The organism is Nocardia sp. NBC_01499 (assembly GCF_045040275.1).
GTDB lineage: Bacteria > Actinomycetota > Actinomycetes > Mycobacteriales > Mycobacteriaceae > Nocardia.
Genome location: NZ_CP109426.1, coordinates 3,623,894 through 3,635,121, shown reverse-complemented (window position 1 = coordinate 3,635,121; position 11,228 = coordinate 3,623,894). Strand labels below are relative to the sequence as shown.

The window sequence follows — 11,228 nt, the reverse complement described above, 5'->3', positions numbered from 1 at the left end:
TCCCGGCTTATGACGATCCTCGGTATCGGCTTGGACTTGGTGACCATCTCCGAGTTCTCCGAACAGCTCGAACGCGCCGGAACAACCATGGTCCGGGAAAGTTTCACCGCGGGCGAGCGACGCTACTGTCAGAGCAAGGGGACCGATCCGGCGCGCAGCTACGCGGTGCGGTGGGCGGCGAAGGAGGCGGTGATCAAGGCTTGGGCCTCATCACGTTTCGCGCGCCGCCCACAGATCGGCGACAACCCGTACCCGCTGATCGAGGTGGTCAACGACGCATGGGGCAGGCCGAGCATCAAGCTGCACGGCCTCGCCGCCGAATTCCTGCCGCGCGCAAGGGTTCACCTGTCGCTGACCCACGACGGTGACACGGCCGCCGCCATGGTGGTCCTGGAAGACCCAGGCGAAATGGTGGATCTGATCGAGGGCCGCGAAGGGTAAGGCGGACAGTCACTCTCGGTGCGTGCGCCGCAGCCGCCTGCGCTGCAGCGCCCACCACGCTTCCAGGGCACGGTCGGCATCGGCGAGGTCGATCCCGACCAGCTCCTGGTAGCGGCGCAACCGGTAGCGCACCGTATTGGTGTGCAGCTGCATCTCCTCGGCGACGTGATCCACTCGCATGCCGTTGCTCAGATAGTGCTGGGCGGTGTCGAGTAGTGCTGCGGCGCCGTCACTTTCGCCGAGTGGCGTGATGTAGCGGTTGAACAGTTCCTCGCCGACTTCGGTGTCAGCCAATACCGCGGGCAGCAGTCCGAGGTCGGCCAGGTCGTGCACGCCGGTCAGCTCGAAGGCGTCGGCGGTCGCCATCGCGCGGGTGGCGCGGCGGAAGGACGGTTCCATCCGATCCAGCCGGACGGCAGGGCCGACACCGACCGCCGTGCCGATATCGCCCGAGGGGAGGGCGTCGACGATTCCGGCGACATCGCCGTCGATGACCGCGAGCAGCCCGTGCGGCCGGTCGCCGCCGAAGGGCTCGAGCAGCTTGGTCAGCGGGTCGGCGGGGAGGTCGGCGCTCGGCCTTGCCCGGATCGCGTGGAATTCCCGGTAGGAGTCCAGGCCGTAGCGTTCGACCTGTAGGCGGATCTCGCCGGGACCGAGCGTGCCGAACAGGATGCCGCGGACCAGGTCGGTGCGGTGCTGCTGATCGTGGCGGGTCTGCTGGAATTCGGCGTCGAGGTGACCGCGGGCCACCGCCAGAATCGCGGTATCGGTGAGGGCGAGTATGTCATTGGTCAGCTCGAGCAACTCGCCGTCCGAGATGCCGATGCGGCGGCCCGCCGTGACCACCTCATCGATGGCGATCCGGACCGCGAGCCGCCAGCCGCGTAACATCTCGGTCACCGGAATCCCTTGGCGGCCACGGGTTTCGCCGTGTGCGGTGAAGACAGCCAACTCGCTGTCGGTGAGGTCGCGCTCGGCGGCCAGTGTGCGTAACAACTGCTGGACGGTGCGTACCGCGTCGGGCAGCAGCACCGTCGGATCGATCCGCGCGTAGGTCGGTATCTCGGCGCGCATCTTGTCGATCGTCTTGGCGGTCAGTTCGGTGGCGTGCGAGAACAGCCGCGCCAACAGGGCTCGGCGGTCCGCGGGAGGTGGGCGGCTGACCATTACTGTGCAGGGTAACTCTCGTTGGACTGAGCAACAAAAGATGTGCGCGGAATTCGACGGTCGCACCATAGCCAGCCAGCATTTTCCCGGGTAATACTGGAGAGTCGGCACCGATACCGAGCCGTGCGGTTGTACTTTCGGACAACACGCCAGGTCGTGGCCGAGTAGCGCAGGTGGATCGAAGCCTTGCTCGATCGGACGACGAAGGGGTTGTCGATGACCGAATGGAATCGCATCGAACGCGGCGAAGGCCGTCCACTGGTATTGCTGCACGGCGGCGGCGCGTCGGCACGGTGTTGGTTGCCCGTGCTCGACCGGTTGAGTACCGGCCGTCGCGTGATCGCCCTGGACTTTCCCGGCTTCGGACAGACACCGGCACCGGGGCCGGAGGTCCGGGTCAGCATGGACTGGATCGTCGACGGGCTGGCCGAGGAGCTGCGTCGCCTCGGCATCGACGGTCCGGTCGATCTGGTCGGCAACTCCATGGGCGGACTGATCGGCCTGGAGGCGACCAAGCGCGGCATGGCGAGCGCGTTCGTCGGACTCGCTCCGGTCGCGTTGTGGCACAAGCAGATGCCGTTGTCGCTGCGGGCGCAGTTCCAGGTCGGACTTGCCGCCGCGACGGTGACGCGGACGTCAGCGCGTTCGGTGATCGGCCGGACTCGGTCGGTCGGGCTGTGGTTCCCGGTCGGTCATCCCGATCGGATGACGGCCGCCGAGGCCGTCGCGTTCGTGCAGGATTTCGACCGGTCCGGGCCGACGTTGCGGCGCGCGCTGAAGATCGCGAAGAAGCTGCGGTTCGAAGGCGGGCAGTCGATCACCGTGCCGGTCACCATCGCGTTCGGCACGCTGGACCGGATGCTGCCGCCGAGCACCTCTCAGGTCCGCGATCAGTTACCCGCGCACACCAAATGGGTCACGCTGCCCGACTGCGGTCACATGCCGATGTGGGACAACCCGGAGCTGGTCGCGAACACCATCCTCGACGGGGTCTCGGCCACCCGATCGGCAGGGGAGCAGACCGCCTAGCGCCCGCTCGCCGAGCGCGACTCCTTCTCCGCGACCAGCAGATACGCGACCATCAGGCGTTTGAGTTCGGACACCGCCTCGGCATGGCTCTGCTCGTCCTGCACCGAGAAGTTCAGCATCGAATAGACGACGTGCACCAGCACCTCGGCCATCATCGTGCGCCGCACCCTCGGCGTCCGCGGCGTCAGCGGCCGCAGCATCTGCGAGACGACCTCGGCGAACTCCTTCTCGTGGATCGCGCCCGTCGCCCGCGTCGAGGGGGTCGACTGCATCGCCAGCCACACTTCGCGCCGGGACGGGTCGTTCATCCACAGATTCGCCAGATGGTCGACCAGCTGGTTCATGTGCCGCAGCCAGTCCAACGACGGGATCTCGCCGTGGAAATCGGCGAGTTCCTGCGAAACGGCAACGAGGTCTTGCCGATTCAACTCGCAGACGATGACGTACTTGTTGGCGAAGAACTGGTAGAGCGTGCCGATCGGAACCTCGGCGCGCGCCGCCACTTCTTCACAGGTGAACGACTCGAACCCCACCTCTACGAGCAGTTCCCTCGACGCCTGTAAGAGCGCGTCGAACTTGCGTTTGCTGCGTTCCTGCGTCGGCCGTCGCCGCGGCATGAGCTCCTGTGGGTCGTCCTGCAGCTCCAACGCAGGGTCCAGACGTTGGTTCGACCTGGCCTCCGCGCGTACTTCCACGTATCCAGGCTAACGGTACGGACACACGCATAACACGCGCACGGCTTCTGCGTGTTCATCTTCTGTCCGAATTCACTACCCATCCGGATCGAATGTGGCTCCGAACACATACCGAGCGCGCGTGGCTTCTGACGCGCGAAAGGACCAGGAAGGCGCGACCAGTGGTAGCTCGATCAGTGGTAACTCTCGGCGTTTCCACCGAACGTGGCGCCGTGCACGCGGTAGCTTTCGCCGATACCGGCGCACGGCTACCCGAGCGCGTGCTGCTGCACCGGGTGAAACGGACGCTCGGCGACGCCAAGGCGGACTTGGCGGAAGCGGTCGAGACGGCGATGGACGACCTCGCCGTCGAACTCGGGCCGGACCATGAGATCGCGGGCGCCGCGGTCGTCTATCGGGACGCCGCCGAGCGGCGCGCCATCGTCACCCGCCTGGCGTCCGGCCGGTGGCATACCGCCTCCCTGGTGTCGTCCAAGTCGGCGCACCTCAGTGTGGCCGGGATGATGACCTGGCTCGACGAATTCGACGACCTACTGATCTGCGAGGTCGTTCCCGGCTACCAGACCTTCACGCTGGTCGACGGCGGCCGTCGCCGGATCCTGGCCTCGATCAGTCAGGCGGGGGGCGCGACCGCGGAATCCATGGGCGCCGCGGTGACGGCGGCCTGGGATCAGTTCGAGGCCGAAGCGGTCCGGCCGGACGCGGTGGTGCTGATCGGCTCGGCCGCGGGTAAACCGGCGGTTGTCGCGGCCGTCGACGCCTTCGGCGCGCCGGTGATCCCGTGCAAGACCTCGGCCGCCGCGTCCGCGGCCGGTGCCGCGCTGTATGCGATGGCCGACGTGGACGGCATCGGCGAGACGGAAGAAAGGGTGCGTCGCGTGCGCGGCGGCGCGGCGGTGTTCGCGGCGGCCAGCGTGCTCGCGGGCGGACTGGTGGTCGGTGGCGTCTACGTGGCGGGTGGTTCGGCGCGGACGCTGCCGGGTGCGGTCGTCAAGGACGCGCACGTCACCGCCGAGTCGAAGGTCGTGCACGGCGATTCCGGTGCGAGCAAGTCGGATCAGGTTCGGATGGATCCGCATAGTGTCGATGCCCCGGTGGCGGATCGTCGAGCGCCGGTCGCCGAGGCGGAGCCGGACATCTCGATCGTCACCATCGATCCCGCCGACGCTCGACCGGAGTACTCCGTACAGCGATGGGGTAGTGGCACGCAGGATCGGCCGGAGGCGCTGGTGCCCGCCGAACCCGCACACGACGGCGAAACCAGTGCCGCGGCCCCACTGATGTCGGGGTCGGGCATCCCGGCCGCCACCAACAAGGTCGGCGCACCCAACGGATCCCTGCTCTTCCCCGGTGAGACAGCGCCACCGCAGGCGTTCACCGCGGACTCCTACAACTGGTGGGACAACCACTTCCGCATGATGTTGCAGTGGGCGGCCCAGCAGATCATGCCCGCCTGAGCCGCAACGCCCTGCGGCGTAAGGCCCGACGCTCCCCTCTGGCGTCGGGCCTTACGCCGTTCGTCAGTGTTGTGTCTTGCGCCGGAACAGTGCGTTCGCGGCGAGATACCCCGCCAGCGCGATACCGCCGCACCAGAGCACGGCCAGCAGGGCGCTATCGCCGATCGGTGTGCCCATCAGCAGGCCGCGCATGGTCTCGATCACCGGAGTGACCGGCTGGTTCTCGGCGAACCAGTGCAATGCGCTGCCACCGACATTCATCGCGCCGCCGAGCACGTACGCGAACATCAACAGAATCGTGATCGGCACCGCGACGGCCATCAACATCGCGTCGGGACTGCGCAGGGTGTGGCGCAGGTTGCGACTCAACATGGTCGCCGAATCCTGCACGGCCACACGGGAGTTCATGATCGTCACACAGCCGCCGCCTGCTGCGCTGGACCGCTATGTGGACAGCAAGGACACGCTGATCGAGTTGGTGCGCGATCGGGTGAGTGGGACGCCGCCGGAACTCTCGTACGGCGGGGACTGGCGGGCCGGGATCGAGGCGTGGGCGCGGGCGATGGCCCAGACGATCGCGCCGCATCGCTGGTGGTACGACCTGCCCATCTCCTCGGCGCCCGATGGGCCCGAACAGTATGGCGTGGCTGGACGCCGGGCTATCGATGTTCGCCGAGACGCCCGTGCCCGAGCCGGTCAAACTGCAACTCGTACTGAATGTTTCGTTGTATGTGATCGGTCGGATGCGCGTCGCCAGAGAGATGGCGACCGGCATAGCGAACAGCGAGGAGACCGATGAGTACCCGGCTCAGTTGAGCCGAGTACTCGATCCGCAGCGCTTTCCGGCACTGACCCGCGCCCTCGCCGCCCAGGCATTCGAGGACGACGACGTGGCCTGGGAAGACGCCGACCTCGGTTTCGGACTCCAACGGTTGTTGGACGGATACGAGCAGTTCATCCGCTCGAATGCGCGGTAGCCCTATACCGAGAGATCGCGGCGCAATTTGGCGACGTGGCCGGTGGCGCGGACGTTGTATTGGGCGACCTCGATCTTGCCTGCCTCGTCTACCAGGAAGGTGGAGCGGATGACGCCGGTGACGGTCTTGCCGTACATGGTCTTTTCGCCGAAGGCGCCCCATGCGGTGAGTACGGTGCGGTCGGGGTCGGACAGTAGTGGGAAGGTGAGGTGTTCGGCGTCGCGGAATTTGGCCAGTTTGGCTGGCTTGTCCGGCGAGATGCCGAGGACGTCGATGCCGGCGCCGTCGAGATCGGCGAGGTTGTCGCGGAAGTCGCAGGCCTCTTTGGTGCAGCCGGGGGTGCTCGCGGCGGGGTAGAAGTAGACGATCACCTTGCGGCCGCGGTAGTCGGCGAGCGACACGTCCTTGCCGTCGGCGTCGGGCAGCGTGAAATCGGGGGCGGTGTCGCCGGGGGAGAGTCGTTGGTTGTCGGTCACGTCCTGCACGTTAACCGAAGGCTCGGACATCTCGGGGACGGACCGAACGACACTGTATGGACCGACAGACCGGCCTCGCGCACAAGCCTGGAGCACTGTAAGGAATGACAGAACCCCGCGCGCCCCGGGGCAACCGCGCACGGACCGATAGACTCGTCCGGGAGCTGAGGGTGACCCGCGAAGGCCGAACACGCACCGCGATTCGAGCCCTGGCGCGGCACATCAAACACAGGAGGCCTGAACGTGGCGAAGGATACCGAGCGGATCGAGCAGGAGATCGAGGCCGCGCGCACGCGGCTGGCGAGCACGCTCGACGAACTCGCGGTGCGCGCGGATCCGCAGCGGATCGCGAGCGACAGCAAGCAGATCGTGCTGCGGAAGCTGAACGAGCCCAAGGTGAAGTACAGCCTGATCGGCGCGGCCGCCCTGGTGGTCGGGCTGGTGCTGCTCAAGATCTTCCGCTGACTCGTCGCCGAACAGCAGAACACCCGGTGTGCATGTCACACCGGGTGTTCTGTATTCACAGGAATCAGACTGTAGGGCAGGCGAACCCGTCGCCATCCGGGTCGAGACCCGGCTGGAACCCCGGTTGCCCGCGGAAGAGCGGCTGGTTTCCGTTGGCGCGGTGCGCTTCGTCGCAATTCGCGTAGCCGCCACCGGCGGAACCGGTCTGGGACAAGTTGGCTGAGCCGGTCGCGGCGGAGCCGCTGTCGACGGCGGACGAGCCGGTCCCTGAGGAACCCGTGGGGGGCTGGGCCAGCGCGGTCGGCGCCGCAAGGAGGGTCAGTCCCGCGACGGCAGCGCTGAAGGTAAGCCGACGAACGTTCATGTATTCCTCTAGATAGTTGCTGCGGTGGATAGGGCGTCCGACCGGACGCCGCATCCACTGTCGTGACGCCTCGCCCGCTTGTCAACCGCGTCTTCGGAGAACTAGGGCATTAGGGGATGTCCGCGCGGCCGTGTTCACTCGCCCAAGCGATGGCCCGCCAAGTGCTCGGCGGGGATGTTTCCCATGCGTCCTGCCTGGTAGTCGTCCATTGCCTGGATGATTTCGGCGCGGGTGTTCATAACGAACGGCCCGTATTGGACAACGGGTTCTTGGATCGGTTGTCCGCCGAGCAACAACACCTCCAGATCGCCGGTCCGATTGTCTTGGCGCACATCGGCACTCACCGTGATCGCGTCGCCGGGGCCGAAAACCGCCAGCTGTCCCTCGCGCACCGGCCTGCGCTCGGCGCCGACCGTTCCGCTGCCGGACAACACGTACGCCATCGCCGTGAAGTGTTGCGGCCATGGCGTTTCCAGCTGTCCGCCGGGGCTGATCGAGGCGTGCGCGTAGGCGATGGGCGTGTAGGTCGAGCCGGGGCCTTCGAAGCCGCCGACCGCGCCAGCGATAAGCCGGACCAGTGCGCCGCCGTCGTGCGAGCTGACCAAGGTCAGTTCGCTGCCGCGCAGATCCTGGTAGCGCGGCGCGGCGAACTTGAGCGCGCGCGGCAGGTTCACCCACAGCTGGATGCCGTGGAACCAGCCGCCCGCCATGACCAGCTGCTCGGTGGGCAGCTCGTCGTGCAGGATGCCGGAGCCCGCGGTCATCCACTGCGTGTCGCCCTCGCCGATCACGCCACCGCCGCCGTTGGAGTCGTGGTGCACCATGGCGCCGTCCATCACATAGGTGACGGTCTCGAACCCGCGATGCGGATGCCACGGCGCGCCCTTCGCCTCGTGCGGCTCGTAGGCGACCGGGCCCATCTGGTCGAGCAGGATGAACGGGTCGGCGGTGCGAAGGTCCATGCTCGGGAACGGCCTGCGCACCTCGAAGCCAGCGCCCTCGCGCTGTTTCGGCGCGCTGACCACGGTGCGAACCGGGCGTTCGCGCATGGTCTCGGTGGGCTTGGGCAGGCGCGGCAGCACCATGATGTCGGGAGCGGTGATGGCTGGCATCGAAACCTCCTTGGAGGGGAGTTGGTGTCCATGTCAACCAACTGCCGGTAGACTTCATTCCCATGGAATGGCTCAATGACGACGAGCAGGCGACGTGGTCGGCCTACATCCGCCTGCGGCAACGACTGGACGCGGCGCTCGCCGCCGGGTTGACCAGGGACGGGTTGTCCGCGGCCGATTACGAACTGATGGTCGCCCTGTCGGCCGCGCCGGGGGACTGCCTGCGGGCCAAGGATCTCGCGGCCGAGGTCTGCTGGGAGAAGAGCAGGTTGTCGAAGCATCTGGCGCGGATGGACGCGCGCGGGCTGGTCGACCGGCAACCGGTGGCGGAGGACGCGCGCGGGGTGCTGGTCCAGCTGACAGCCGCGGGACGTAGCTTGCTCGAACGCGCGGCCCCGAATCATGTGCGGCTGGTGCGTGAGGTGTTCATTGATTGCATTACCCCGGCGGAGGCGCGCGCTATTCAGGCGTTGTCGGACAAAGTCGTTGTCGCAGTGGAGGAGTCAACCCAGTCGGCCATAGGCGCCTGACCCGGAATCGATCCCACAGACCGTCCATAGGTCTCACAAAGAGTACGAGTCTTGTGAAAGGTGTGGACGCTCTGTGAACCTCCACCACGCTGCCCAGCTGCGCGTAGGTACGCAGTGTGGCTGTGGTTGATCGAGGCGAGTCAAATGGTTGCTGTTGGAGATCATCTAGCGACCATTTGACTCGCCTCGATACAGGAAACCGGGGCGCGGGCGGTCAGGTTGCGCGGCGACTGCGGAAGAGATTGCGCCATCGGCCCGTGGTTCGAGGCGGCCGCGACGCGGCTGTCGGCGCGGGCGAGCGCTTCGGCTGCCGCTCGGCGCGCCACTGGGCGACGATCTCCTCGGTATCGACCGGTGCGACGCGAACGTGCGGGCCGTGTGGCAGGCGCAACCACTCGACCACGCGCTTGTTGAGCTCGCGCACGGTCTCCCTGACCGCCGACTCGGAGCTCAGCTCGCGCACGGTCTCCGGCAGCCGCTCGATATCCCGGCGCAGCAGCAGTGACGGCGGCAGCAGTGCGTCGCCGCTCACGCCTTCTTTCCGGAGATAGCCCTTCAGCCACCAGTTCTCGTCGTCATTGCCGCGCGGAATGGGTTTGCCGGCGCCGGGCAGATTCTCGAATTCACCACGATCGGTCGCCTCGCGGATCTGCTTGTCGATCCACGTTTCGAAGTCCAGGTTCGCTGGTTTGCGCTCGGTCATCTCGTCACCTTTGACGGGGCGGGTGCATCACCACCATCGTACCGAACGGGCCGCAGCGGAAGCCGGTGTCCGGCAACGGTTCACGACCAGGGCGTGATCGGCGGCTTCACCCACATCAGCTTCTCGTCGGTGTGCTCGCGCCGTGCCGAGGGATGGTCCGGGTGCTTGGCGGCCCAGTCGTCCTTCTCCGTCAGCAACTGAGCCACCGTTGTCCAGGTCTCCTCGGTGCTCGGCGGGTTGGTATCGGCCGCCCTGGCGAGTTTGCGCCGCGTCGCCGCTGGCATCGCCAGCAGCTCGGGGCCGGTGATGCCAAGGTGCCAGACATAGCTCGCGAGGCGCCTGGCCTTCTCGGCGCGGCTCTTGGCCGCCGTATCGCTGTGCGCGTAATCGGTCATCGCGGGAGTCCAAAGGGTCGGTGGTGAACGACCCTAGCCGGAGGTCGGGCCGGATGCGACGACGCCTCCCCGCGGCTGGGCGGGGAGGCGTCGACGATGCGTGACTCAGTATGCGCTGTTGACGTTGTCCATCGAGCCGTAGGTGCGCGCGGCGTAGTTGCAGGCGGCGGCGATGTTGGCGACCGGGTCGTAGATGTCCCAGGAGGTGCCGTCGACGTGGTACGCGTGGAAGGTCGGGTCGATCACCTGGAGCAGACCCTTGGACGGGATGCCGGCGGCGGCGTTGGAGTCCCACAGATTGATCGCGTGCGGGTTACCGGTCGACTCGCGCATGACGTTGCGGAGGATGCCGTGGTAGCTGCCCGGGATGTTGTTGGACTGCATGATGTCGAGGGCCTGACGGATCCAGCCGTCGAGGTTGTCCGGGTAGGACGGGGCCGGTGCGGGCATGGGCGCCGGAATCGGCTCCGGCGCGGGCGCGGGCAGCGGGGCGGGCATGGGCGCCGGTGCGGCCGCCTCGACGACCGGAGCCGGGGCCTTGTGCTGCTCGGCCACCATGGCGATGCGAGACGGGACGCTGTCGTCGGCTACCGAGACCGCCGAGGAGGCGGCTACGGCCACGACGCCTGCGGCGGCGATGGCGAAAGTTACGCCCTCGCGAAGCGTCGAGCGGCGGAGAGAAGAAAAGCGTCTGTCAGGCATTACGAAATCGGTTCCTTTGTCGGGGACAGGTTTCGATCCGGGCGCGCGCAGGCAGCACGGATCCAGGGCGGGCGCGCGGTTGGCGCTCGCCGGTACGGGCTGATGTGCTGTTGTGGGGTTTTGTTGTGGGGGACGCTCCGGTCCCCGGAACGCGACGGTTCAGCGCTGCGGTGCCGGGGCGCTCAACTGCGAGCCCGGCCGCGATGTCGCGCGGGACTCCGCATCTCGATGCGGAGAGAAAAGCGGCCTCTCGGCGCGCCCATTCGGCGGAAGGTTGGGGTTAGCGGGTCCATTGCCGGATCCCGATCCGCCGACCGCGGCTGGCATTGGGCCTGCCGTTGCGGTCGTTTTCCGAATGTGGGTGTACAACTCCTCGGTGTTACCAAACTCCAGGTCGCTTTATGACCTGATCGCAGAATGGTCACAATAGGTTAACGTGAGGTAAACGAACTCTGAATGAACGGGGCTACCGATCTTGGAACGCCCCCCACCGCGTTGCCGAACCGTTACCTACGCAGGGAGTTTGCTACTAAACCGAATGTGCGTCACGTCACAGAAGTTTTCGGCTAACAAACCGGACTTCGTTGCCGGAGCGCGGTGTTGGTCCGGATTGGGACTCGTGAGACGGCCTCGGCATCGGCCCGATCACGCCGTTTTCGTCGAGGCAAATCCGATCCGTCGGGTCCTCGGGGCCGAATACAGGGGAGTGACCAGC

Annotated in this window: 15 protein-coding genes; 6 read left to right on the top strand and 9 right to left on the bottom strand. The window is 66.8% G+C overall.

Annotated elements, in window-relative coordinates; genetic code table 11:
- Window positions 1-9 precede the first annotated feature (9 nt).
- Window positions 10-441, top strand: a complete 432-nt coding sequence (locus OG203_RS16780; RefSeq protein WP_405166584.1) for a holo-ACP synthase — start codon at window positions 10-12, stop codon at window positions 439-441.
- Window positions 442-450: 9 nt separating this feature from the next.
- Here OG203_RS16780 and OG203_RS16775 read toward each other — a convergent pair whose 3' ends face one another.
- Window positions 451-1,608, bottom strand: a complete 1,158-nt coding sequence (locus tag OG203_RS16775) for a PucR family transcriptional regulator (RefSeq protein ID WP_405166583.1) — start codon at window positions 1,606-1,608, stop codon at window positions 451-453.
- 216 nt (window positions 1,609-1,824) lie between these two features.
- Here OG203_RS16775 and OG203_RS16770 point away from each other — a divergent pair, with 216 nt between their 5' ends.
- The gene (locus OG203_RS16770) at window positions 1,825-2,637 is read left to right on the top strand and encodes an alpha/beta fold hydrolase (protein ID WP_405166582.1); all 813 of its coding nucleotides are present in this window, start codon (window positions 1,825-1,827) and stop codon (window positions 2,635-2,637) included.
- Here the strand turns inward: OG203_RS16770 and OG203_RS16765 are convergent.
- Window positions 2,634-3,254, bottom strand: a complete 621-nt coding sequence (locus OG203_RS16765; RefSeq protein WP_405167892.1) for a TetR family transcriptional regulator — start codon at window positions 3,252-3,254, stop codon at window positions 2,634-2,636. The two genes, OG203_RS16770 and OG203_RS16765, sit on opposite strands and share 4 nt — an antisense overlap.
- A 239-nt stretch (window positions 3,255-3,493) precedes the next feature.
- Here OG203_RS16765 and OG203_RS16760 point away from each other — a divergent pair, with 239 nt between their 5' ends.
- A complete protein-coding gene (locus OG203_RS16760; protein WP_405166581.1) occupies window positions 3,494-4,789 on the top strand; it encodes a hypothetical protein in 1,296 nt (431 codons plus the stop codon).
- A 63-nt stretch (window positions 4,790-4,852) separates the two neighbouring features.
- Here the strand turns inward: OG203_RS16760 and OG203_RS16755 are convergent, their stop codons facing one another.
- Window positions 4,853-5,197, bottom strand: coding sequence for a hypothetical protein (locus tag OG203_RS16755; RefSeq protein ID WP_405166580.1), 345 nt, complete (start codon window positions 5,195-5,197; stop codon window positions 4,853-4,855).
- 215 nt (window positions 5,198-5,412) lie between these two features.
- On the opposite strand from OG203_RS16755, the gene OG203_RS16750 reads away from it, so the two are divergent.
- Complete coding sequence (locus OG203_RS16750) at window positions 5,413-5,766, top strand: TetR/AcrR family transcriptional regulator C-terminal domain-containing protein (protein WP_405166579.1); 354 nt, start codon at window positions 5,413-5,415, stop codon at window positions 5,764-5,766.
- Between the two features lie 2 nt (window positions 5,767-5,768).
- Here OG203_RS16750 and bcp read toward each other — a convergent pair whose 3' ends face one another.
- On the bottom strand, window positions 5,769-6,242 hold the full coding sequence (gene bcp / locus OG203_RS16745; protein WP_405166578.1) for a thioredoxin-dependent thiol peroxidase: 474 nt from the start codon (window positions 6,240-6,242) through the stop codon (window positions 5,769-5,771).
- Window positions 6,243-6,485: 243 nt separating this feature from the next.
- Here bcp and OG203_RS16740 point away from each other — a divergent pair, with 243 nt between their 5' ends.
- Complete coding sequence (locus tag OG203_RS16740; protein ID WP_218474887.1) at window positions 6,486-6,707, top strand: DUF3618 domain-containing protein; 222 nt, start codon at window positions 6,486-6,488, stop codon at window positions 6,705-6,707.
- A 64-nt stretch (window positions 6,708-6,771) separates the two neighbouring features.
- Here the strand turns inward: OG203_RS16740 and OG203_RS16735 are convergent, their stop codons facing one another.
- Entirely contained in the window at window positions 6,772-7,071 is a 300-nt protein-coding gene (locus tag OG203_RS16735) for an excalibur calcium-binding domain-containing protein (RefSeq protein WP_405166577.1), read from the bottom strand.
- A gap of 134 nt (window positions 7,072-7,205) precedes the next feature.
- Window positions 7,206-8,183: a pirin family protein gene (locus OG203_RS16730; RefSeq protein ID WP_405166576.1), complete on the bottom strand. Its 978-nt coding sequence runs from the start codon at window positions 8,181-8,183 to the stop codon at window positions 7,206-7,208.
- A gap of 62 nt (window positions 8,184-8,245) precedes the next feature.
- Here OG203_RS16730 and OG203_RS16725 point away from each other — a divergent pair, with 62 nt between their 5' ends.
- Window positions 8,246-8,713 (top strand): MarR family winged helix-turn-helix transcriptional regulator, encoded by a 468-nt coding sequence (locus OG203_RS16725; protein ID WP_405166575.1) that lies wholly within the window; start codon window positions 8,246-8,248, stop codon window positions 8,711-8,713.
- A 214-nt stretch (window positions 8,714-8,927) separates the two neighbouring features.
- Here the strand turns inward: OG203_RS16725 and OG203_RS16720 are convergent, their stop codons facing one another.
- From OG203_RS16720 to OG203_RS16710, 3 genes are all read right to left on the bottom strand, one after another.
- Window positions 8,928-9,416 carry a DUF1992 domain-containing protein gene (locus OG203_RS16720; RefSeq protein WP_405166574.1) on the bottom strand — a complete coding sequence of 163 codons (489 nt, stop codon included), beginning with the start codon at window positions 9,414-9,416 and terminating at the stop codon, window positions 8,928-8,930.
- An 80-nt stretch (window positions 9,417-9,496) separates the two neighbouring features.
- The gene (locus OG203_RS16715; RefSeq protein ID WP_405166573.1) at window positions 9,497-9,811 is read right to left on the bottom strand and encodes a hypothetical protein; all 315 of its coding nucleotides are present in this window, start codon (window positions 9,809-9,811) and stop codon (window positions 9,497-9,499) included.
- A 105-nt stretch (window positions 9,812-9,916) separates the two neighbouring features.
- Window positions 9,917-10,513 (bottom strand): transglycosylase SLT domain-containing protein, encoded by a 597-nt coding sequence (locus OG203_RS16710; RefSeq protein WP_405166572.1) that lies wholly within the window; start codon window positions 10,511-10,513, stop codon window positions 9,917-9,919.
- Window positions 10,514-11,228: the final 715 nt, after the last annotated feature.